This window comes from Serratia marcescens subsp. marcescens ATCC 13880, assembly GCF_017299535.1.
Classification (GTDB): Bacteria; Pseudomonadota; Gammaproteobacteria; order Enterobacterales; family Enterobacteriaceae; genus Serratia; species Serratia marcescens.
Window position 1 is genome coordinate 2010871 of record NZ_CP071238.1, and the last position, 22321, is coordinate 2033191.

Consider the following 22321-nt stretch of genomic DNA (forward strand, 5'->3'; position numbering starts at 1 on the left):
GCGTACAGCTAATTGTGTAAAACAAGGAACGCCAGATGGCCGAAGAAACGATTTTCAGTAAAATTATCCGCCGCGAAATCCCTGCTGATGTGGTTTACCAGGATGAACTGGTGACCGCTTTCCGTGACATCTCCCCCCAGGCGCCCACCCATGTGCTGATCGTTCCCAACGTGCTGATCCCAACCGTCAACGACGTGACCGTGGAGCACGAAGCCGCGCTGGGCCGTATGATCACCGCCGCGGCGAAAATCGCCGAACAGGAAGGCATCGCCGAGGACGGCTACCGCCTGATCGTCAACTGCAATCGCCACGCCGGTCAGGAGGTCTATCATATTCATATGCACCTGGTCGGTGGCCGCTCGCTGGGGCCGCTGTTGTCACGTTAAGCGAGGAAATCATGCGCGGTAAAAAAACTCTGCGTGGTCTGATGGCGTTGGCGCTGCCCGCCGCGTTGTTGATGGGATGCAGCTCACCGCCCGGCATCGCGGTCAACCAAGGGCAGACGGTGGTGATGGATCCTTCGGTGCTGACTGCCGGCATTCTGGCCGATACGCCCTCGATTTCGAACGCTTCCGGGCGGGTGATGGCAACCTCGGTGCTCAATAACAGTCAGCCGACGCCGGTCACCGTACATTACCGTTTCTATTGGTACGACGCGCAGGGACTGGATATTCGCCCCTTCGAGAAACCGCGCGAGATCGTGGTGGCGCCCAACTCGGACGCCAAAATCTACTCGATTAACGGCAATCTGGACGCTAAAAGCGCGCGTCTGTATCTGTACCTGTAAGCGCTTGCCAGGTTTGGAGAAAAAGCATGAAAAAGTACGTCTTAGTGGCGCTGGCCGCATTCACCCTGAGCGGCTGTCTGTCGCGCCCGCCTGAGCCGGAACAACCGCTGCCGCCGGTCACCGTCGAGCCGGATCAGCCGCAGCCGCCGGTCGAGCAGCCGCAGCCGCCAACTACCGAGCCGGTGCCGCAGCCGCCGAAAATCCAGCAGCTCGACTGGCTGGGCAGCGTTCAGCCGCTGGTGGGGCAGATGTTGAAGGCCGATGGCGTCACGGCCGGCAGCGTGTTGCTGCTGGACAGCGTCAAGAACAACACCAACGGTTCGCTGCAGATGGGCAAAGCCACCGCGGCGCTGTATAAGGCGCTGGCGTCGAACTCCACCTTCAGCGTGGTGCCGGAAGCGAAGCTGACGAGCGCCAGACAAACGCTGGGCCTGTCGGCGGATGACAGCTTCGGCTCGCGCAGCAAGGCGATTGGCCTGGCGCGCATCGTCGGCGCGCAGTACGTGCTGTACAGCGACGTCAGCGGCGACGTGAAGTCGCCGGCGTTGGATATGCAGCTGATGCTGGTGCAAACCGGCGAGATCGTCTGGTCGGGCAATGGCGCCGTTAAACGCTGAGGCCGCGCTGCGACGATTGATGGAAACCAGACTGCCGGCGGTGAATACCGCCGGTTGTCATTTCAGCCCGGTGCAGGGGCTGACCGGCGAGAGCTGGCGTATCGACGGCGCGGGCATTACGCTGCTGGCGCGGCAACACAGCGCGGAGAAACGCGCGCTGGGCGTGAGCAGGCGGCGGGAAGCGCAGGTCTTGCGTCGCTGCGCGCCGGGGCTGGGGCCACGGGTTTTCGCGCAGAATAATCAGTGGCTTATCCTCGAATGGCTTGAAGGTGACGTCGTCACAATTGCCGAGTTTGACGCGCTGAATCAGCGCGGCGAGCTGGCGGCGATGGTGGCGACGCTGCATCGGCGGCCGCTCAGCGGTTACCGGCTGGATCTGCGGCGGCAGTTCCTCCGCTACTGGCAGCAGCTGGATACGCGGCGTTTAACCCCCGCCTGGCTGCGCCTGCAGCGTCATTTTTTACGCAGCGCCTTGCCACGGCCGCTGCGTCTGGCGCCGCTGCACATGGATATCCATCCGGGCAATCTGCTCGCCACCGGCGAAGGGCTGCGGCTGATCGACTGGGAGTATGCCGCCGACGGTGATGTGGCGCTGGATATCGCCGCGCTGTTTCGCAGCAACGGCTGGTCGGCCGAACGGCAGCAGCGCTTTTTGCAGCACTACGCGCGTCAGGATTATCACGACATCGCTCGGCTGCAGGCACAGGTGCGCCGTTGGCTGCCGTGGGTGGATTATCTGATGCTGCTGTGGTTTGAAGTGCGCTGGCAGCAGAGCGGCGACGTTGAATTTTTGCGCTGGGGCGCTGCGCTGCGCCGGCGATTCTGTTTATCACCATCCGAATTCTGAACGAACACAATGAAGTGAGGTGCCCGTGGGCCCAGTAATGCTAGATGTCGCCGGCTACGAGCTGGATGCAGAAGAACGCGAAATATTGAAACACCCGCTGGTTGGCGGATTGATCTTGTTTACCCGCAACTTCCACGATGCGGAGCAGCTGCGTGAGCTGGTGCGCCAGATCCGCGCCGAATCGCACGATCGGCTGGTGGTGGCGGTAGATCAGGAAGGCGGGCGCGTGCAGCGCTTCCGCGAGGGCTTCACCCGTCTGCCGGCGGCGCAGTCGTTTGCCGCGTTGCACGATGCGCAGGAAGGCGGCCGTCTGGCGCAGGAGGCCGGCTGGCTGATGGCGGCGGAAATGATCGCGCAGGATATCGACATCAGCTTTGCGCCGGTGCTGGACATCGGCCACGGCAGCGCGGCGATCGGCGAGCGTTCGTTCCACAGCGATCCGCCGCAGGCGTTGGCGATGGCGGAACGCTTCATCCTCGGCATGCACAGCGCCGGCATGAAAACCACCGGCAAACACTTCCCGGGGCACGGCGCCGTCAGCGCCGATTCGCACAAGGAAACCCCGCGCGATCCGCGGCCGCTGGCGCAGATCCGCGAGCACGACATGGCGATCTTCCGCGAGCTGATCAACCGTCAGCTGTTGGACGCCGTCATGCCGGCCCACGTCATCTATACTGAAGCGGACCCGCGTCCGGCCAGCGGCTCGCCGTACTGGCTGCAGCAGATCCTGCGTCAGGAGCTGGGCTTCGACGGCGTGATTTTCTCCGACGATCTGTCGATGGAAGGCGCTGCCATCATGGGCAGCTATGCCGAACGCGGCCAGGCGGCGTTGGATGCCGGTTGCGACATGATCCTGGTGTGCAACCACCGCGAAGGCGCGGTCAGCGTGTTGGATAACCTGTCCCCGGTCAAAGCAGAGAAGGTGAAGCGGTTATATCATCGCGGTCAGTTCACCCGTCAGGAACTGCGCGACTCCGAGCGCTGGCAGCAGGCGCACAAGGCGCTCAGCGCGCTGAGCGAGCGCTGGGAGGAGCACAAGCAGCGTTCGCAAGGGTGAATCCAGGCGCCGCACCGCGGCGCAGAGCGGAAATGATGAGGGCCGCGCCCGCGGCCCTTGGCTTGTTGCGAGGATCCACATGATTATCTATTTGCACGGCTTCGATTCCACCAGTCCCGGCAATCATGAAAAGGTGTTACAGCTGCAGTTTATCGATCCGGACGTGCGCTTTATCAGCTACAGCACGCTGCATCCGCGTCACGACATGCAGCATCTGTTGAAAGAGGTGGACAAGGCGGTGCAGCAGGGCGGCGACGCGCACCCGTTGATCTGCGGGGTCGGCCTCGGCGGCTTCTGGGCGGAGCGCATCGGTTTCCTGTGCGGCATTCGCCAGGCGATGTTCAATCCCAACCTGTACCCGGAAGAGCACATGCACGGCAAGATAGACCGGCCGGAAGAGTATCGCGATATCGCCACCAAGTGCGTGGAGGATTTCCGCGAGAAAAACCGCGATCGCTGTCTGGTGGTGCTGTCGCGCCACGACGAGGTGCTGGATAACCGGCGCAGCGCCGAATTGCTGCATCACTACTACGAGATTGTGTGGGATGAACAGCAGACGCACAAGTTCAAAAACATCTCGCCGCATCTGCAGCGGCTCAAGGCGTTCAAGGCGCTGGGTTAACAGTTTCATAACGCTGCCGCGAGCCGCGCTCCCCGTTTTTCACCGGCGGAAAGTGCGGCTTTTTTGTGCGTCAAAGCAAGATTCTCTGTGGCAATCGGCAAAATTTAAAACTGTGACTCAGCGCTAACTATTTGAATCACAATCCCCAAAAAATCCCCTCGTCCAGCCTTTAACCAAAAAAAATTGATGTACGTCAATTTTGGTATGACCAAATAACCTCACATGCTATTCTGGCTGCAGAGAGCCGATTTATTTTACGCGAACCCTATGTATTCTAAGGATATTATTTATTTACCCTGGGATAACAAATGGTTCACATTTAGGGGGTTATTTTGACAACGCCAAAGAAGAAAATCGTTATTGTTGGCGGCGGCGCCGGTGGTCTGGAGCTGGCAACCAGCCTGGGCCATAAACTTGGCCGCAAGAACAAAGCCGAGATCACGCTGGTGGATCGCAACCACAGCCATTTGTGGAAACCGCTGTTGCACGAAGTGGCGACCGGTTCCCTCGATGACGGCGTGGATGCGCTCAGCTACCTGGCGCACGCGCGCAATCACCATTTCAGCTTCCAACTGGGGTCGTTGACCAACATCAACCGCGAGACGCAAACTCTGCAGCTGGCGCAGATCTGCGACGAGCAGGGCGGCGAACTGGTGCCGGCGCGCGAATTGCCGTACGACATCCTGGTGATGGCGCTGGGCAGCACCTCGAACGATTTCGGTACGCCGGGCGTGAAAGAGCACTGCATCTTCCTGGATAACCCCCATCAGGCACGTCGTTTCCACAACGAAATGCTCAACCTGTTCCTGAAGTTCTCGGCGCAGCCGGGGCAAAAAGAGCGGGTCAACATCGCTATCGTCGGCGGCGGCGCCACCGGCGTTGAACTGTCCGCCGAACTGCACAACGCGGTGAAGCAGTTGCACAGCTACGGTTTCGAAGGCCTGGACAACAGCGCGCTCAACGTGACGCTGGTGGAAGCCGGCGAGCGCATCCTGCCGGCGCTGCCGCCGCGCATTTCCGCCGCCGCGCACCAGGAGTTGATCAAACTGGGCGTGCGCGTGCTGACCAACACCATGGTGACCAGCGCGGACGCCAAGGGGCTGAACACCAAGGGCGGCGAATTTATCGACGCCGATCTGATGGTGTGGGCGGCCGGCATCAAGGCGCCGGACTTTATGAAGGACATCGGCGGCCTGGAAACCAACCGCATCAACCAGCTGGTGGTGGAGCCGACGCTGCAGACCACGCGCGATCCGAACATCTTCGCCATCGGCGACTGCGCCTCCTGCCCGAAAGAGGGCGGCGGTTTCGTGCCGCCGCGCGCACAGTCGGCGCACCAGATGGCCTCACGCTGCGCCACCAATATTCTGGCGCTGATGAACGGCCAGACGCTGAAGCCATACGTGTATAAAGACCACGGCTCGCTGGTGTCGCTGTCGCGCTTCAGCACCGTCGGCAGCCTGATGGGCAACCTGATGCGCGGCTCCATGATGGTGGAAGGGCGCATCGCGCGCTTCGTTTACATCTCGCTGTACCGCATGCACCAGGTGGCGCTGCATGGCTACATCAAAACCGGCCTGATGATGCTGGTGGGCGGCATCAACCGGGTGATCCGTCCGCGTCTGAAGATGCACTGATCCCGCCTTTGTCGATCAACCCGCGCCGGTTCGCCCGCGCGGGTTTTTTTATGGCGGCGCGAGGCGATCGGCGGCGGTTGTTTGATTCTTCTGCACAAGCCGTCATCGGCATGGGTAAAATTCTTAAGATTCCTCCTAAACAACGGGAAAACGGCCGTTTTCCCGCATTTTTGGTCCCTTTGTCTTATTGCGGGCCTTCAGATCATTGTGCAGACTTTACCTCGTTTACAGACGGCGCGTCGCGCACGCCGTAAACCGGGATACCGCAAGCCGCCCATGCGCAAAATAATAAGCGCGGTGCAGCCGGTAACAGACCCCGGAAAAAATGCGTGGTAACACTTTCAGGAGGTTTCCTGTGAACAAGTCAATGTTAGCCGGTGTTGGAATTGGTGTCGCTGCCGCTCTGGGGATTGCCGCGGTAGCCAGCCTGGACGTCTTTTCTGCCGGTCCGCAATATGCGCAGGTGCTCGCCGCAACGCCGATTAAAGAAACCATCAAAACGCCGCGTCAGGAATGCCGCAATGTCACCGTGACGCACCGCGCACCGGTGCAGGATGAAAACCGCATCGCCGGTTCTGTGCTGGGCGCAGTGGCGGGCGGCGTGATCGGCCACCAGTTCGGCGGCGGTCGCGGGCGCGACGTGGCGACGGTGGTCGGCGCACTGGGCGGCGGTTATGCCGGCAACCAGGTGCAAGGGGCGATGCAGAACAACGACGTCAGCACCAGCGTTCAGCAGCGTTGCAAAACGGTCTACGACAAGTCTCAGAAAATGCTGGGCTATGACGTGACCTACAAGATCGGCAATCAGCAGGGCAAGATCCGCATGGATCACGATCCGGGCACGCAAATCCCGTTGGATAAAAACGGCCAGCTGGTGTTGAACAGAGCCTGATCGCCACATTCGAATTAAACCCGCGGGCAGTGTTAGTTCTGATCGTTTAACCCGGTTAAGCGAGCGGCGTTAACATTGACGCGGGTTTCTGTTTTCTGCCTGCCTAAAAATTTGCGATCGTTCTAATGTCTGCGTGCGATATCGCTGGGCGAAACTTCAAAAAAGCCCCCGCGTTTGTTATATTATTGTGCGATTAAGCGGTGTGTTCGGCGCCAATCGCCACACCGGCCAAACCCGAGTACTTCGTCTCGCAGAGATAACGACATGTTAGATTTTCGCTTTCCGACAGCGTTGCAAATGGTCCTTAGCGTCGCCGTAGCTGAGAAGCAGGGCATGCGTTCGACGAGCGCCACCCTCGCCGCCGCTCTGGAAGCCAACCCCAGCTTTATCCGCAAACTGATGGTGCCGCTGACCAAAGACGGCATCATCGTTTCCACCCTGGGCCGAAACGGCTCTATCCACCTCGGCCGCCCGGCGGAAGAGATCACCCTGCGGGACATCTATCTGGCGGTGATCGACGACAAGCGCATCTGGGCTTCCCGCCCTGAAGTGCCGGCCCGCTGCCTGGTGAGCGCCAACGCCTGCTGGTATTTCAAATCGGTGGTGAACGAGGCCGAGCAGGCTTCGCTCGCGGTGCTGGCGCGCCACACCGTGGCCGACTCGTTGGCCGAACTGGAGCGGGGCGACAAACGCGCCTGCGCGGAGTACGCCGCTGAGCAAGAGGCTGAAACCGCCGATAAATAATCGCGGTTCGCATGCATAAAAAAAGGTCGGGCAATGCCCGACCTTTTTGCATGTTAAGACGATGATTACGCCGTCTGCGGCTGCGCTTTGCGCGCCACCAGGCGCCGCAGGGTGACGTAGAACACCGGCGTCAGGAACAGCCCGAACAGGGTGACCCCCAGCATGCCGGAGAACACCGTGATGCCGGTGACGCCGCGCACCTCGGCGCCGGCGCCGTGGCCGAGGATCAGCGGGATGGTGCCGGCGATGAAGGCGATGGAGGTCATCACGATCGGGCGCAACCGCAGGCGACAGGCCTCCAGCGCCGCCTCGACGATGCCTTTGCCCTGCATTTCCAGCTCGCGGGCGAACTCGACGATCAGAATGGCGTTCTTGCAGGCCAGCCCCATCAGAACGACCAGCCCGACCTGCACGAACACGTTGTTGTCGCCGCCGGTCAGCCACACGCCGAACAGCGCCGACAGCATGGTCATCGGCACGATCAGGATCACCGCCAGCGGCAGCGTCCAGCTTTCATACAGCGCCGCCAGCGCGAGGAACGCCAGCAGCACTGCCACCGGGAAGACCACCAGCGCGGCGTTGCCCTGGGTCGATTGCTGATAGCTCAGATCGGTCCACTGGATGTTCATGCCGTTCGGCAACAGCTTATCGGCCATCTGCGTCAGCGCACCCATCGCCTGGGTAGAGGAGAGCACGCGCGGATCGGCGTCGCCGATCAGATCCGCCGCCGGGAAGCCGTTATAACGGATCACCGGATCCGGGCCGTAAGTGGTGCCTATGCTGACCATGCTGCCGATCGGCACCATTTCGCCCTTGTCGTTGCGGGTACGCAGGTTGGCGATGTCTTCCACGCTGTCGCGGAACTGGCCGTCGGCCTGCGCCATCACCTTCCAGGTGCGGCCATAGCGGTTGAAGTCGTTGATATAAGACGAACCGAGGTAGGTCTGCAGCGTGCTGAACAGCGCATTGAGCGGCACCCCCTGGGCCTTGGCCTTGTCGCGATCGATTTTGGCGTCCAGCTGCGGCACGTTAGCCTGATAGGAGGAGATCGGGAACCCCATGCCTGGCGTTTGCATAATGGCGCCGGACATCGTGTTGATCGCGGTCTGCAGCGCGCCGTAACCCAGCCCGCCGCGATCCTGCACGTACAGCGAATAGCCGGAACCCTGGCCGATGCCGAGGATCGGCGGCGGCATGATCGAGAAGGCGAAACCTTCCTGGATCTGCGAAATGCGCGCGTTGATCTCGGCGTTGATCTGCGCCGCGGTGCGGGTACGGGTGCTCAATGACTCCAGCGCGAAGAACACCGTGCCGGTATTCGGCGTATTGGTGAACTGCAGCGCGTTCAGGCCGGGGAAGGCCACCGCATCGGTGACGCCGTCCACGCTCATACCGATGGCGCTCATCTTGCGGATCACCGCATCGGTGCGCTCCAGCGAGGCGCCTTCCGGCATCTTCACGCCGCCAATCAGATACAGCTTGTCCTGCGTCGGGATAAAGCCGCCGGGCACGGTCTTAAACATCACCCCGGCGGCGGCCAGCAGCAGCAGATAGACGATGAACACCGCGCCGCGCCGGCCCAGCACGCGGGAGACGCCGCGCTGGTAGCGTTGCGAACCGCTGGCGAAGAAGCGGTTGAACGGCCGGAACAGCCAACCGAACAGCCTGTCGATCAGGCGCGACGGCATATCTTTCGGCGCGCCGTGCGGTTTCAGCAAGCGCGCCGCCAGCGCCGGCGACAGGGTCAGCGAGTTGATGGCGGAGATCACCGTCGAGATGGCGATGGTGACGGCGAACTGCTTGTAGAACTGGCCGGTGACGCCGGAAAGGAACGCCATCGGTACGAACACCGCGCACAGCACCACGGCGATGGCGATGATCGGGCCGGAGACCTCGCGCATCGCCTGGTGCGCCGCCGCCAGCGGCGACAGCCCCTCTTCGATGTTGCGCTCGACGTTCTCCACCACCACGATGGCGTCATCCACCACGATGCCGATCGCCAGCACCAGCCCGAACAGACTGAGGGTGTTGAGCGAGAAGCCCAGCAGATACAGCGCGGCGAAGGTGCCGACCACGGAGATCGGCACCGCCAACAGCGGAATGATCGAGGCGCGCCAGGTCTGCAGGAACAGAATAACCACCAGCACCACCAGGATCACCGCTTCCAGCAGGGTATCCACCACCGCGCGGATCGAATCGCGCACGAAAACCGTCGGATCGTACGGAGATTTCCAGCTCATGCCATCCGGGAAGCGGGTCGCCAGCTCGGCCATCTTGCCGCGCACCGCGTCCGACAGCTCGATGGCGTTGGCGCCCGGCGACTGGAAGATGCCGATGCCGACCGCATCCTTGTTATTGAGCTGGGCGCGCAGCGCGTAGCTGCCGGAACCCATCTCGATGCGCGCCACGTCGCGCAGCCGCACGATCTCGCCGTTATCGCCGCTTTTGAGGATGATATTGCCGAACTCTTCTTCAGTTTGCAGGCGGCCCTGGGCGTTGATCGACAGCAGATAGTCGCTGCGCGTCGGCATCGGCTCCGCGCCGAGCTGGCCGGCGGAGACCTGCACGTTTTGCTCTTGCATGGCGCTCACCACGTCGGAGGCGGTCAGCCCGCGCGCGGCGACCTTGTTCGGATCGAGCCAGATGCGCATCGCGTATTCACCGGCGCCGAAGATCTGCACCTGGCCGACGCCCGGCAGGCGAGCCAGTTCATCCTTGACCTTCAGGGTGGCGTAGTTGCGCAGGTACAGCGAGTCGTACTTGCCGGAAGGCGACACCAGATGCACCACCAGCGTCAGCGCCGGAGACTGTTTCTGGGTAGTGATGCCCTGGCGGCGCACGTCTTCCGGCAGGCGCGCTTCGGCCTGCGCCACGCGGTTTTGCACCTGCACCTGCGCCTGATCGGGATCGGTGCCGGGGCGGAAGGTGACGGTGGTCACCAGCACGCCGTCGGAACCGGCGACCGATTTCATGTACATCATGTTTTCGACGCCGTTGATCGCTTCTTCCAGCGGCGTGGCCACCGTTTCAGCGATCTCTTTCGGGTTGGCGCCCGGGTATTCTGCGCGCACCTGCACGCTGGGCGGCACCACGTCCGGGTACTCGCTGATCGGCAGCAGCGGGATGGCGATCACCCCGGCGACAAAAATCAGTATCGACAGCACCGCGGCAAAGATCGGCCGGTCGATGAAAAAACGGGAAAAGTCCATGGGTCAGAGTTCTCTGCTGGGAGCTTAGTTAAGTGCGGAGGCGGTGGTGGTCATGGCGACGCTTTTCGCGTCGACCGGCATGCCCGGCATAAACACTTTCTGCATGCCGTCGACGATCACCCGATCGCCGTTTGCCAAGCCTTTTTGCACAATGCGCAATCCTTCGGCCATCCGGCCCACGTCGATGTCGCGGCGCTGCGCCTTGCCGTCTTTATCGACGATGTAAACGAACTTGCGGTTCTGATCGGTCATCACCGCTTTGTCGTCGATCAGCATGGCGTTGAACTCGGCGCTGCCGGGCATCTGTACCCGAGCGAACAGCCCCGGCGTGAAGCGGCGATCGCGGTTGTCGAGCAGGGCGCGCATGCGGATGGTGCCGGTCCCGGCGTTCAGTTGGTTATCAGTGAAGTCCACCAGCCCTTGATGCGGAGTGCCGTCTTCGCCCACCAGGCCGACTTTCACCGGCAGGCGGGCATCGTGCCGGCCTTGCTGCTGATAACGCAGGAAGGTGGCTTCATCCACGTCGAAATAGACGTAGACCTTGTCGAGCGACACCAGCGTCGTCAGCACGCTGGCGCTGTCGCCGGCGGTGACCAGGTTGCCGGCGGTGATCATCGCGCGGCTGGCGCGCCCGTCGATCGGGGCGGTGACGCGGGTAAAGTCGAGATTAAGCTGCGCCATATCGAGCTGGGCCTGCGCCGCCAGCACGTTGCTTTGCGCCTGCGCGGCGGACGAACGGCGCTGTTCCCACACCTCTTGCGAGATGGCCTGAGTGCCGATCAGTTTCTCGGTGCGCGAGGATTCGCTGCGCGCCAGAGCGGCCTGATTGCGCGCCCGCACCAGCTCTGCCTGCGCCTGTTCACGCGCGGCGCGGTAGGTGCGATCGTCGATGGTGAACAGCACCTGGCCTTTCTTCACCTCGTCGCCTTCGGTGTAGTTGACCCGCTCGATGTAACCAGAGACCCGTGGGCGCAGTTGCACGCTCTGCACCGCCTCGACCCGGCCATTGAACGCATCCCACTGGCTGATCGGCTTGACCACCACGCTGGCGGCGCTGACCACCGGCGGCGGCGGCGGGGCATTGTGCGCGACGCTGTTGTCACACCCGGCGAGCAGGGCGGCCAACAGCGCCACCCCGGAGAGCCGCTGGCCCAGAGCGACGGCGCGCGTGCGGCCGCCGGCGTTGAACGATGAGTTTGGTTGATTTGGCATTATTTTTATTCCGATAAGTAAGCGCTGTCTGGCCCCATACCCAGCCCTGTTTTCCGGGCTTTTCCCTTCATGCCGGCGTTCGGCGGAAGGGGCGCCGCGCTTTGTCATGGCGCAACGTTAGGTTTTGAAACATATTGGTGTCACATTAATGTATCAATATCGGTTACATTAATTGGGTGGAGTATAGTGGCGGCTTTCCGATAAATGCAATAATAAAAATTGCATTTAAAGCGAAACTGTTGCAACGTATGTGCATCGGGCAGAGGGTGACCCTGCCGAATGATGGGAGCATCTGCATGAACACTACGGGCTTTATTACCGATTTGAAGGCGTGGATCGACAACAATCTGGAAGAGAAACTGGATATCAACACCGTGGCGGACCGCGCGGGCTATTCCAAATGGCATCTGCAGCGCATGTTCAAACGCCAGACCGGCTACGCGCTGGGGGAGTATATCCGCATGCAAAAACTGAAAGTGTCGGCGGAGCGCCTGGCCAACAGCGGCGAGCCTATCGTCAGCGTGGCGATCTCGCTCGGCTTCGACTCACAGCAGTCGTTCAACCGCAGCTTCAAACGCCAGTTCGGCCAAACGCCGGGCGACTGGCGCCGCGCGCTGGCGCAGCCAGCGTCGGTGAGATGCACGCACCACTGAACGGTTGGGCAGTGGGGATAAAAAAGCCTGAATTTGCGTTCGGGCTTTTTTGTATGGCGGTGAGGGAGGGATAGATTCGCTGCGCTCACCCTGCGGGCCGCCGTTGGCGGTCCAAATCGCAGGCGTTTTGTCGAACCCTGTCGAGGGTTCTCACCCTCCCGGTTGGTGCGCTATGCATACAAAAAAGCCTGAACTTTCGCTCAGGCTTTCTCGTTAGAATATGGCGGTGAGGGAGGGATAGATTCGCTGCGCTCACCCTGCGGGCCGCCGTTGGCGGTCCAAATCGCAGGCGTTTTGTCGAACCCTGTCGAGGGTTCTCACCCTCCCGGTTGGTGCGCTATGCATACAAAAAAGCCTGAACTTTCGCTCAGGCTTTCTCGTTAGAATATGGCGGTGAGGGAGGGATTCGAACCCTCGATACACTTTCGCGTATACACACTTTCCAGGCGTGCTCCTTCAGCCACTCGGACACCTCACCATATTTTTTGTTGCGAAATCATCGCTGCAACGGGGCGCTACTATAGGGAGTGGGGCCGATCCGGTCAAGAATAATTTCTGTGTTTTTGTTCGTCCGCTCAAGCCGTGTTCACTTTGCTGAAAACTGCGGCGAACTACACGTCAGAAGTCATGAAAGGGCGAGAAAATCAGAGAGGCGGTTCGAGGAGAACCGAGAAAAAGGGGAACCTCGGTAGCGTAAGGCGGGAGGTGTTCGCGGCGGGCCGCCGTTGGCGGTCCAAAACGCAGGCGTTTTGTCGAACCCTCTCGAGGCTTCTCCCCCCTCTCGGCGGTGCACCATGCAAAAAAAAGCCTGGACGCGAATCCAGGCTTTCTCTTTGAATTTGGCGGTGAGAGAGGGCTTGATTCGCTGCGCTCACCCTGCGGGCCGCCGTTGGCGGTCCAAAACGCAGGCGTTTTGTCGAACCCTGTCGAGGCTTCTCACCCCTCTCGGCGGTGCGCCATGCAAAAAAAAGCCTGGATGTTAATCCAGGCTTTCTCTTTTGAATTTGGCGGTGAGAGAGGGGTTCGAACCCTCGATACACTTTCGCGTATACACACTTTCCAGGCGTGCTCCTTCAGCCACTCAGACACCTCACCGTTTTGTTGTCGAAAACGCTTTGCGCTGTCGACGGGCGCTAATGTAGGAGAATCTGATCTCAGCGTCAACCCTCTTATTTCATTCTCATGACTGTTTAGCCAAACTTGCAGCAATTTGCTGATTTACCGAACGATATTCCCACTCGCGGTCGCCAGCGGGCAGGGTAGGCTGCGGCCAGAATTCATGACAGACGATTGTTTGACCTTTTTCTGTTCAAGTAGCTCAATATATCGCCAATGAGATCGGTCTGTTTGCTGTTATATGCATTAATACTGGATTATTAGTCAAATGTGTCGCTAAATGGAATTGTGTCGGCGCGGCGTTTTTGGCAAGGAACATCACGACGCCGCGCAGATTGCCGGGAGACAGGCCGGCGATACCGCAGACAGGGACAGACTCATTACATAATAATGCAGTAGAGGTTCGTTTTGACTCCTTCAGATGCCATGCCGGCGCCGCAAGCGCGCCATGCCATTCCCCCCGGTGCAGGGGCGCTGTTCTTCATCCAAATCTTCGCCACGCTGGGCTTCGCCGTGCTTTACTCCACGCTGGTGTTGTACGCAACCAAGCGATTGGGCTTCAACGAAAGCAGCGCCAACGCCATGATGGGCGTGTTCGGCGCCTTCAACTATGGTCTGCACATGTTCGGCGGTTACCTCGGCGGCCGTTTCCTCAGTAACCGCAACCTGTTCGTGCTCGGTATGGTGCTTCAGGTGTTCGGCTGCGCGCTGATTGCCGTCGCGGGCGTGTGGGGGCTGTACTGGGGGCTGGCGATGTTCCTGACCGGCAGCGGCCTTAACGTCACCTGCATTAACATGATGCTGACCCAGCGTTTCAAGCCGGACGATGACCGGCGCGAATCGGCATTCCTGTGGAACTACGCCGGCATGAACCTCGGGTTCTTCGTTGGCTTTACCGTCGCCGGGTATTTCCAACTGACGGAAAACTATCGCGCGCTGTTCCTGTTCGCCACGCTGGGCAATGCGGCGGCGATCATCGTCGCCGTCTGCCGCTGGCGGATTCTGGCGGATCTCAATACGCCGCTGCACGACGCCAGCCGCAGCCAATACCGTTGGCGCATGCTGGTCGGGCTGGCGGTGCTGGTGGCGCTGGTGCCGATCATCCGCGTGATGCTGACCCACGCCGAGTTCAGCGGGCACTTTGTGATCGTACTCGGCGCCCTGATCTTCCTGATGCTGTGCGTGGTGACGCTGCGCCACCATCCGCGCGATGAGCGCCGCAGAATGGCGGCCTATCTGATCCTGGCGCTGGGCTCGCTGGTGTTTTGGGCGCTGTACCAGCTGGCGCCGATGGGGCTGATGCTGTTCTCCGAGCACAACATCAATCTGAACGTTTACGGCATTCAGGTGGCGCCGCAGTGGATCCAGAACATCAACACGCTGGTGATCGTGGTGGGCGGCCCGCTGCTGGCCTGGTGGTTCAACCGCCTGCGCGCTCGCGGCTGCAACATCGACATTCCGCTGCAGTTCTCCGGATCGCTGTTTTGCATCGGGCTCGGCATGCTGGTGTTGCCGCTGGGCATCAGCATGGCGGGCGGCGACGGGCTGGTGGCGTTTAAATGGATCGTCATCAGCTATGTGCTGCAAAGCGTCGGTGAATTGATGATCTCGCCGATCGGTTACGCGATGATCGGCAAGCTGGCGCCGCCGCGCTATCAGGGCGTGATGATGGGATGCTGGATGATGGTGACCGGTGTCGCCTCGGTGCTGGCGGGCTATGTCTCCGGCCTGATGCCGGAAAACAGCGGCAGCACGCCGTTGCAAACCAACCCCGGCTACAGCGAAATCTTCAGCGCGCTGGGCTGGGGGGCGACGGGCGTCGGCGTGGCGATGCTGATTCTCATTCCGCTGCTGCGGCGCCTTATCCGGCGCGACGGCCCGTCTGCCGCCTGATTGACGAGCATGCGCAACAGCCCCACTGGTCGGGGCTGTTTTTATTTTGGGCTTTAACGCTTGCATCCGGCGGCGAATCGCGGAAGGCTGGAGGAAAACCAATAAAAACAAACCGGAGCCCGCAGCATGAACATCATTTATTACCACCCCTTGTTTAACGCCCAGGAATGGCTGGCCGGCATCAAGCAACGCCTGCCGCAGGCCGAGATCCGCGAGTGGCAACGCGGCGACGAGCGGCCGGCCGATTACGCGCTGGTGTGGCGCCCGCCGCACGAGATGCTGGCCAACCGCCGCGATCTGAAAGCGGTGTTCGCCCTCGGCGCCGGCGTCGACGCCATTCTTGATCAGGAACGCAAACACCCCGGCACGCTGCCCGCCGGCGTGCCGCTGCTGCGGCTGGAGGATACCGGCATGGCGCAGCAGATGCAGGAATATGCGCTGAGCTATGCGCTGCGTTATTTCCGCCGTTTCGACGAGTATCAGGCGCTCCAGCAGCGGCAGGAATGGCAGCCGCTCGATCCTCACTCGCTGGATGATTTCACCATCGGCATCCTCGGCGCCGGCGTGCTGGGGCAGAGCGTGGCGCGCAAGCTGACCGAGTTTGGCTTTCGCGTGCGCTGTTGGAGCCGCAGCGCCAAACAGATCGACGGCGTGCAAAGCTTCGCCGGGGAGGCGCAGCGCGCGGCCTTCCTCGACGGCGTCAAACTGCTCATCAATCTACTGCCCAATACGCCGGAGACCGTCGGCATCCTCAACCGCGAGCTGTTCGCGCAGTTGAGTACGGGCGCCTATCTCATCAACATCGCGCGCGGCGCGCATCTGGTGGAAGCCGATCTGCTGGCGGCGTTGGAACAGGGGCAGTTAGCCGCCGCCACGCTGGACGTGTTCGCCCGCGAGCCGCTGCCGCAGGATCACCCGTTCTGGCGTCATCCGCGTGTCACCATTACCCCGCATATTGCTGCCATCACGTTGCCGCAGCAGGCGATGGATCAGATCGCCGCCAACATTCGCGCGCTGGAGGCGGGGCATGCCCCGGCCGGCGTGGTCGACAGGCAACGGGGATACTGATCCTTCAGCCGCCGTTCGGTAACTGATAAGCTGTTATCGTCATCGCGCCTGCCCGTACCTTTGCGGGCGGGCCCTCTGGAAGGAGAAACAATGTACCCCGTTGATTTGCACATGCACACCGTCGCCAGCACCCACGCTTACAGCACGCTGCACGATTACATCGCCGAAGCCCAGCAGAAGGGCATCAAGCTGTTCGCCATCACCGATCACGGCCCGGACATGGCCGATGCGCCGCACTACTGGCACTTTATGAACATGCACGTGTGGCCGCGCCGGGTGAACGGCGTGGGCATCTTGCGCGGCATCGAAGCCAACATCAAAAACCTGCAGGGCGATATCGACTGCACCGGCCCGATGCTGACCGCCACCGACGTGATCATCGCCGGTTTCCACGAGCCGGTGTTTGCGCCGCAGGATAAAGCGTCCAATACTGAAGCGATGATCGCCGCGATGGCGCAGGGGGACGTGCATATCATCAGCCACCCCGGCAACCCGCGTTACCCGATCGACATTCCCGCCGTCGCGGCGGCCGCCGCCAAATACGAAGTGGCGCTGGAGCTGAATAACTCGTCGTTCACCCATTCCCGCAAGGGCAGCGAGGCCAACTGCCGGGCGATCGCCGCCGCGGTGCGCGACGCCGGCGGCTGGCTGGCGCTGGGTTCGGATTCGCACGTCGCTTTTTCACTGGGTAATTTCGAGCACTGCGAGCGCATCATCGAAGAGGTGGGCTTCCCACAAGCGCGCATTCTTAACGTCAGCCCGCGCCGGTTGCTGGATTTTCTCGAGCGGCGCGGCAAGCCGGCGATTGCGGAATTGGCCGATTTGTGACATCGTCCCGGCAAAATTTTCCGTATTGTATAAGGCCTTATCATGAATGAGTTTTCGATTGTCTGCCGCGTGCTGGGTACGCTGTTCTACCGCCAGCCGCAGGAGCCGCTGTTGGTGCCGCTGTTCGCGCTGATCAAAGAGGGCAAGCTGCAGCAGCACTGGCCGCTGGAGCAGGATGAGCTGCTGAAGCGCCTGCAACAGGGCTGTGACGTCAACCAGTTGGCGACCGACTTCAACGCGATGTTCGTCGGCAGCGAGTGCAGCGTGTCGCCGTTCCGCTCCGACTACGTCGAAGGCGCCAGCGAAGCGGAAGTGCGCACCTTCCTGCAGCAGCGCGGCATGCCGCTGGCGGAGGCGCCGGCCGACCATTTCGGCCAACTGCTGCTGGCGGCCTCCTGGCTGGAAGATCAGTCGCAGGAGGATGAAGCGCAGGCGCAGATCGCGCTGTTCGACGAGTTTCTGCTGCCGTGGTGCGGCCGCTTCCTCGGTAAAGTGGAAGCGCACGCCACCACCGGTTTCTACCGCACGCTGGCGCTGATGACCCGCGACGCCATCCAGGCGATGCGCGACGAGCTGGCGGAGTACGAGCAGGACGACGAAGCGGGCGACGAAGACGCGTAACGCCGCAGCCATCCAGGCGGGCCGCCCGGCCCGCTAAACACAGGTTTGCATCCCCCAGACATAAATTGACAAAAGATCCCCTAATCTGGCGGTTTACCGTCGGTTCGGCCGCGCCTGCGCGCCGCGTTTTCTCACGCAAGGGGTAGATGATGAAAAGTAACTGGATGCAGCAGATTCAAACGTTGATCGGGCAGAAGGCCGGTGCGATGGGTGGGGCGGAAGGCATCGGCAAACTGCTGGCGCCCACGGCGCTGGGCGGCCTGGTCGGCGTGCTGTTGGCCAACAAATCTTCGCGCAAGCTGGTGGGCAAATTCGGCAAGAATGCGCTGATTATCGGCGGCAGCGCGGCGGTGGGCGCGGTGCTGTGGAACAAGTATAAGCAGCGGGTGAAAGAGACCCATCAGGACGAACCGCAGTTCGGTTTGCAAACCACGCCGGTGGATCTGCGCGCCAAGCGTTTGGTGCAGGCGCTGGTGTTCGCCGCCAAGAGCGACGGCCATATCGATGCCGACGAGCAGCGCGCCATCGATCACAGTCTGTCGCAGCTGCAGGTGGGGGAAGAGGCGCAGGGCTGGGTGCAGGAAGCGCTCGATCAGCCGCTCAACCCGGCATTGATCGCCCGCAGCGTGCAAAACGAAGACGAGGCGCTGGAGGTTTACTACCTGAGTTGTCTGGTGATCGACGTCGATCACTTTATGGAGCGCGGCTACCTCGATGCGCTGGCTCAGGCGCTGAAGATCCCGGCGGACGTCAAGCAGGGCATCGAGAGCGACGTCAACGAGAAAAAGCGCGAGCTGGCGTAGCGCCGCTTGGCAAGCCGGGGGGAATCGTGTCACTCTTGCCGCAATCTATGTAAGCGGATGATTTAGCAATGATGACCCCACCAAAAGCGGAAAAACGCCCTTATCCCATCACCATCCACGGCGACACGCGCGTGGATGACTACTACTGGCTGCGCGACGATGAGCGCGCGGACCGCCAGGTGCTGGACTACCTGCAGGCGGAGAACGCCTACACCGATGCGATGCTGAAGCCGCAGCAGGCGCTGCGCGAAACTCTGTACGAAGAGATGGTGGCGCGCATTCCGCAGCAGGAACATTCGGTGCCTTACGTGCGCCATGGCTATCGCTATCAGACGCGCTACGAGCCGGGCAACGAATACGCGATTTCCGTGCGCCAGCCGCAGGCCGAGAGTGAGCACTGGGAGGTGCTTATCGACGGCAACCAGCGCGCCGAGAACCACGAGTTTTATACCCTGGGCGGGCTGGACGTCAGCCCCGATAACCAGCGGCTGGGGGTGGCGGAGGATTTCCTGTCGCGCCGCCAGTATGACATTCGTTTCAAGAACCTGGCCGACGGCAGCTGGGCCGACGAAGTGCTGGAAAACACCTCCGGCAGCTTCGAGTGGGCCAACGACTCCTCGACGGTGTACTACGTGCGCAAGCACGCCAAGACGCTGTTGCCGTATCAGGTTTATCGCCACGTGGTGGGCAGCGATCCGCAGCAGGACGAGCTGATTTACGAAGAGCTGGACGATACCTTTTACGTCGGGCTGGAGAAGACCACCTCCGAGCGCTTTATCCTGATCCACCTGAGCAGCACCACCACCTCGGAGATCCTGCTGTTGGACGCCGATCGTGCGGATGCCAAGCCGCAGCTGTTCGTGCCGCGCCGCAAGGATCACGAGTACGCCATCGATCACTATCACCAGCATTTCTATATCCGCTCCAACAAGGACGGCAAGAACTTTGGCCTGTACCAGAGCGAGCAGGCGGACGAAGCGCAGTGGCAGACGCTGATCGCCCCGCGCGCCGACGTGATGCTGGAGGGCTTCAGCCTGTTCCGCGATTGGTTGGTGGTGGAAGAGCGCAATGCCGGCCTGACGCTGCTGCGCCAGATCCACTGGCAGACGGGCGAAGAGAAGCGCATCGCCTTCGACGATCCGACCTACACCACCTGGCTGGCGTATAACCCGGATCCGGAAACCGCGCTGCTGCGCTACGGCTATTCGTCGATGACCACCCCGACCACGCTGTACGAGCTGAACATGGACAGCGGCGAGCGGACGATGCTCAAACAGCAGGAGGTGAAGAACTTCACGCCGGAAAATTACCGCAGCGAGCGGGTGTGGGTGAAGGCGCGCGACGGCGTCGAGGTGCCGGTTTCGCTGGTGTATCGCCAGGACAGCTTCCAGCGCGGCGCCAACCCGCTGATGGTGTACGGCTACGGTTCTTACGGCAGCAGCATGGATCCGGCGTTCAGCGCCAGCCGCCTGAGCCTGCTGGATCGCGGTGTCGTGTTCGCGCTGGCGCACATTCGCGGCGGCGGCGAGCTGGGGCAGCTGTGGTATGAAGACGGCAAACTGTTCAACAAGCAGAACACCTTCAACGATTTTATCGACGTGACCGAAACGCTGATCGCCCAGGGGTACGGCGACGGCAAGCGGGTGTTCGCCATGGGCGGCAGCGCCGGCGGTCTGCTGATGGGCGCGGTGATCAACCAGGCGCCGCAGTTGTTCCACGGCGTGGTGGCGCAGGTGCCCTTCGTCGACGTGGTGACCACCATGCTGGATGAGTCCATCCCGCTGACCACCGGCGAATACGACGAGTGGGGCAACCCGAACGAGCAGGCCTATTACGACTACATCAAACAGTACAGCCCGTACGATCAGGTGAAAGCGCAGGCATACCCGCATCTGCTGGTGACCACCGGTCTGCACGATTCGCAGGTGCAGTATTGGGAGCCGGCCAAGTGGGTGGCCAAGCTGCGCGAGCTGAAAACCGACGACCGGCAGTTGCTGTTGTATACCGACATGGATGCCGGCCACGGCGGAAAATCCGGCCGCTTCAAGGCCTATGAGGATATTGCGCTGGAGTACGCCTTCATTCTGGCGCTGGCGGAGTAACGGCGAACAGCGGGCGGCCTGCGCCGCCCGCTGTGCTAGCCAATCAAATAGTATTTCAGCGTGTGCTTCATGTCCGGGCTCAGATCGTCGATGGACTTCAGCATCCAGCGCAGATAGCCGGGATCTTCTTGGGCGATGCGTTCGATTTCCTGCCCGCGATACTTGCCGAATTTGAATTTCTTCAGCAGCACCGGCTGTTCGGTGATCTGCACCATTTGCTCCGGCGTCCAGCCCGAATCCTTGATGATGCGTTGCAGCAGCGCGGCGGTGACGTAGCAGTCGTACAGCGCGCGGTGCGGGTACAGCGTGGCGTCTGCCGGCAGCTGCACGTCCAGGTTCAGCGCGTAGCGCAGATACTGGTTGCCGTACTTGATGTCCGGATACAGCGTGCGCGCCAGCTTGAGGGTGCAGATCCAGGCGCCGTTCATCTCCGGCAACACCCCGCGATCAAAGGCGGCGTTGTGTGCCACATAGTAGGGGCTGCCCTGATAGCGGCCGATCGCCACCGCGATGCGCGGTTTGCCTTCCACCATCTGTTCGGTGATGTGATGAATCGCCATCGCGTCGAGGCTGATGGGGCGGTCCGGGCTGATCAGATCGCTCATCGGATTGGTTAACTGGCCGTCGAGCAGATCGAGGGAGGCCACTTCCACCACGCCGCCGTCCAGCCCGCAGGTTTCGGTATCTATTACGCGTAACGTCATGCTTTCCTCCGCGTTGCCGTCAGGCTTCAGCTTAACCGGCACAGGCGGCCGTGCCAACCGTCGGAAGTCTTGCCGGCGATGATCAGCCCAGGAGCGTCATCCGGCGCGGCAACCAGAAGCTCTCCCGCTTCATTCCAGATGGCGCTGCGGCCCGCCGGGATCCAGCCGCCGGTCGGCGCCGCATGGTTGGCCATCAGCGTGACCATGCGATAACGCCGGGCATAGCCTGCCAGCGCGGCGCTGTCTTTCGCGTAACCGGCTTCAGATACCAGCACGCCGGCGGCATAAATCTGCGCGCCCGCCCGTGCGGCGGCGCTTGCGTGGCCAGGTTCCGAAGTGTCGGCGCAGATGGCCAGCGCGATGCGTTGCTGCTGTATTTCCAGCAACGGGCCGCCCTCACCGGGCGAGAAGAATTGCTGTTCCGCGCCGTGCAGATGCTGTTTGGTATAGACGGCCACCGTGCCGTTGGGGTGAAAGATCAAGGCGGCGATATGCAGCGCTTGGCCACTGTGCAAAGGCGCGCCGACGATGATCGTCATCTGCCGCGATTGCGCCGCTGCACTGAGCGGTTGCAGGCGGGGATCGCCCAGCGTCAGCGCCAGTTCGGCAGCATCGGCCAGTTCATAGCCGCTTAGCGACAGTTCGGGAAACACCAACAGCTGCACCTGCTGTTCGGCTGCCTGCGCGATAAATTCCAGGTGACGTTCAAGGTTGCTGGCGATATCGGCCGCAGCGGCGGGGTATTGGGCGGCGGCGAGGGTAAAGCAGGGCATTGGCCATCTCTCCTGTGAGGCAATAAAAAACCCGCCTTGGCGGGTTTAATGACGGATGGAAGGACGCTTACTCACCAGACGGATGCGCTTTTTTGGCGCGTTTCTCCGCACGTTTCTCAGCTGGGGTTTTCAACGG

21 protein-coding genes, 2 tRNA genes and 3 other RNA genes are annotated in these 22321 nt (G+C 61.5%); 17 read left to right on the forward strand and 9 right to left on the reverse strand.

Annotation, left to right across the window (positions count from 1 at the left end; genetic code table 11):
* Positions 1-35 precede the first annotated feature (35 nt).
* From hinT to J0F90_RS09645, 10 genes are all read left to right on the forward strand, one after another.
* Entirely contained in the window at positions 36-386 is a 351-nt protein-coding gene (hinT, locus tag J0F90_RS09600) for a purine nucleoside phosphoramidase (RefSeq protein ID WP_004928776.1), read from the forward strand.
* A gap of 11 nt (positions 387-397) precedes the next feature.
* Positions 398-787 (forward strand): YcfL family putative periplasmic lipoprotein, encoded by a 390-nt coding sequence (locus J0F90_RS09605; RefSeq protein WP_016928175.1) that lies wholly within the window; start codon positions 398-400, stop codon positions 785-787.
* Between the two features lie 26 nt (positions 788-813).
* Positions 814-1404 carry a penicillin-binding protein activator LpoB gene (gene lpoB, locus J0F90_RS09610; protein WP_033640679.1) on the forward strand — a complete coding sequence of 197 codons (591 nt, stop codon included), beginning with the start codon at positions 814-816 and terminating at the stop codon, positions 1402-1404.
* The gene (gene thiK / locus J0F90_RS09615) at positions 1385-2251 is read left to right on the forward strand and encodes a thiamine kinase (RefSeq protein ID WP_033640677.1); all 867 of its coding nucleotides are present in this window, start codon (positions 1385-1387) and stop codon (positions 2249-2251) included. The genes lpoB and thiK overlap by 20 nt, the downstream gene beginning before the upstream one ends.
* A 37-nt stretch (positions 2252-2288) precedes the next feature.
* Positions 2289-3308 (forward strand): beta-N-acetylhexosaminidase, encoded by a 1020-nt coding sequence (gene nagZ, locus J0F90_RS09620; protein WP_016928173.1) that lies wholly within the window; start codon positions 2289-2291, stop codon positions 3306-3308.
* Positions 3309-3387: 79 nt separating this feature from the next.
* Complete coding sequence (gene ycfP / locus J0F90_RS09625) at positions 3388-3930, forward strand: alpha/beta hydrolase YcfP (RefSeq protein ID WP_015377468.1); 543 nt, start codon at positions 3388-3390, stop codon at positions 3928-3930.
* 332 nt (positions 3931-4262) lie between these two features.
* On the forward strand, positions 4263-5567 hold the full coding sequence (locus tag J0F90_RS09630; RefSeq protein ID WP_004928794.1) for an NAD(P)/FAD-dependent oxidoreductase: 1305 nt from the start codon (positions 4263-4265) through the stop codon (positions 5565-5567).
* 8 nt (positions 5568-5575) lie between these two features.
* Positions 5576-5821 (forward strand): hypothetical protein, encoded by a 246-nt coding sequence (locus J0F90_RS09635; protein ID WP_126186846.1) that lies wholly within the window; start codon positions 5576-5578, stop codon positions 5819-5821.
* Positions 5822-5922: 101 nt separating this feature from the next.
* Positions 5923-6459 carry a glycine zipper 2TM domain-containing protein gene (locus tag J0F90_RS09640; protein WP_167325016.1) on the forward strand — a complete coding sequence of 179 codons (537 nt, stop codon included), beginning with the start codon at positions 5923-5925 and terminating at the stop codon, positions 6457-6459.
* Positions 6460-6723: 264 nt separating this feature from the next.
* The gene (locus tag J0F90_RS09645) at positions 6724-7203 is read left to right on the forward strand and encodes an RrF2 family transcriptional regulator (protein WP_028128027.1); all 480 of its coding nucleotides are present in this window, start codon (positions 6724-6726) and stop codon (positions 7201-7203) included.
* Between the two features lie 65 nt (positions 7204-7268).
* Here J0F90_RS09645 and sdeB read toward each other — a convergent pair whose 3' ends face one another.
* The gene (gene sdeB / locus J0F90_RS09650) at positions 7269-10412 is read right to left on the reverse strand and encodes a multidrug efflux RND transporter permease subunit SdeB (protein WP_033640676.1); all 3144 of its coding nucleotides are present in this window, start codon (positions 10410-10412) and stop codon (positions 7269-7271) included.
* Positions 10413-10436: 24 nt separating this feature from the next.
* On the reverse strand, positions 10437-11624 hold the full coding sequence (gene sdeA, locus J0F90_RS09655; protein ID WP_033640675.1) for a multidrug efflux RND transporter periplasmic adaptor subunit SdeA: 1188 nt from the start codon (positions 11622-11624) through the stop codon (positions 10437-10439).
* Positions 11625-11920: 296 nt separating this feature from the next.
* Here sdeA and J0F90_RS09660 point away from each other — a divergent pair, with 296 nt between their 5' ends.
* Entirely contained in the window at positions 11921-12277 is a 357-nt protein-coding gene (locus J0F90_RS09660) for a helix-turn-helix domain-containing protein (RefSeq protein WP_033640674.1), read from the forward strand.
* 54 nt (positions 12278-12331) lie between these two features.
* On the opposite strand, the gene J0F90_RS09665 is transcribed toward J0F90_RS09660, so the two are convergent.
* The 5 genes from J0F90_RS09665 to J0F90_RS09685 form a co-directional block, all read right to left on the reverse strand.
* A non-coding RNA gene (locus J0F90_RS09665) (RtT sRNA) lies at positions 12332-12451 on the reverse strand.
* A 47-nt stretch (positions 12452-12498) separates the two neighbouring features.
* Positions 12499-12618, reverse strand: a non-coding RNA gene (locus J0F90_RS09670) — RtT sRNA.
* Between the two features lie 47 nt (positions 12619-12665).
* A tRNA-Ser gene (locus J0F90_RS09675) sits at positions 12666-12755 on the reverse strand.
* A 362-nt stretch (positions 12756-13117) separates the two neighbouring features.
* A non-coding RNA gene (locus tag J0F90_RS09680) (RtT sRNA) lies at positions 13118-13238 on the reverse strand.
* Between the two features lie 44 nt (positions 13239-13282).
* Positions 13283-13372, reverse strand: a tRNA-Ser gene (locus tag J0F90_RS09685).
* Positions 13373-13819: 447 nt separating this feature from the next.
* Here J0F90_RS09685 and J0F90_RS09690 point away from each other — a divergent pair.
* The 6 genes from J0F90_RS09690 to J0F90_RS09715 all read left to right on the forward strand — a co-directional run bounded on the left by J0F90_RS09690 (position 13820) and on the right by J0F90_RS09715 (position 20708).
* Positions 13820-15286 carry a peptide MFS transporter gene (locus J0F90_RS09690; protein ID WP_016928165.1) on the forward strand — a complete coding sequence of 489 codons (1467 nt, stop codon included), beginning with the start codon at positions 13820-13822 and terminating at the stop codon, positions 15284-15286.
* Positions 15287-15412: 126 nt separating this feature from the next.
* Positions 15413-16354, forward strand: a complete 942-nt coding sequence (ghrA, locus tag J0F90_RS09695) for a glyoxylate/hydroxypyruvate reductase GhrA (protein ID WP_033640673.1) — start codon at positions 15413-15415, stop codon at positions 16352-16354.
* A 90-nt stretch (positions 16355-16444) separates the two neighbouring features.
* Positions 16445-17182: a phosphatase gene (locus J0F90_RS09700; RefSeq protein WP_033640672.1), complete on the forward strand. Its 738-nt coding sequence runs from the start codon at positions 16445-16447 to the stop codon at positions 17180-17182.
* Positions 17183-17224: 42 nt separating this feature from the next.
* Positions 17225-17803: a TorD/DmsD family molecular chaperone gene (locus tag J0F90_RS09705; protein WP_033640671.1), complete on the forward strand. Its 579-nt coding sequence runs from the start codon at positions 17225-17227 to the stop codon at positions 17801-17803.
* Positions 17804-17952: 149 nt separating this feature from the next.
* Positions 17953-18606, forward strand: a complete 654-nt coding sequence (locus J0F90_RS09710; RefSeq protein ID WP_033641437.1) for a tellurite resistance TerB family protein — start codon at positions 17953-17955, stop codon at positions 18604-18606.
* A gap of 68 nt (positions 18607-18674) precedes the next feature.
* On the forward strand, positions 18675-20708 hold the full coding sequence (locus J0F90_RS09715) for a S9 family peptidase (RefSeq protein WP_033640669.1): 2034 nt from the start codon (positions 18675-18677) through the stop codon (positions 20706-20708).
* Between the two features lie 35 nt (positions 20709-20743).
* On the opposite strand, the gene exoX is transcribed toward J0F90_RS09715, so the two are convergent.
* On the reverse strand, positions 20744-21412 hold the full coding sequence (gene exoX / locus J0F90_RS09720; protein ID WP_033641436.1) for an exodeoxyribonuclease X: 669 nt from the start codon (positions 21410-21412) through the stop codon (positions 20744-20746).
* A 26-nt stretch (positions 21413-21438) separates the two neighbouring features.
* The gene (locus tag J0F90_RS09725; protein WP_033640668.1) at positions 21439-22185 is read right to left on the reverse strand and encodes a carbon-nitrogen hydrolase family protein; all 747 of its coding nucleotides are present in this window, start codon (positions 22183-22185) and stop codon (positions 21439-21441) included.
* Between the last annotated feature and the right edge of the window lie 136 nt (positions 22186-22321).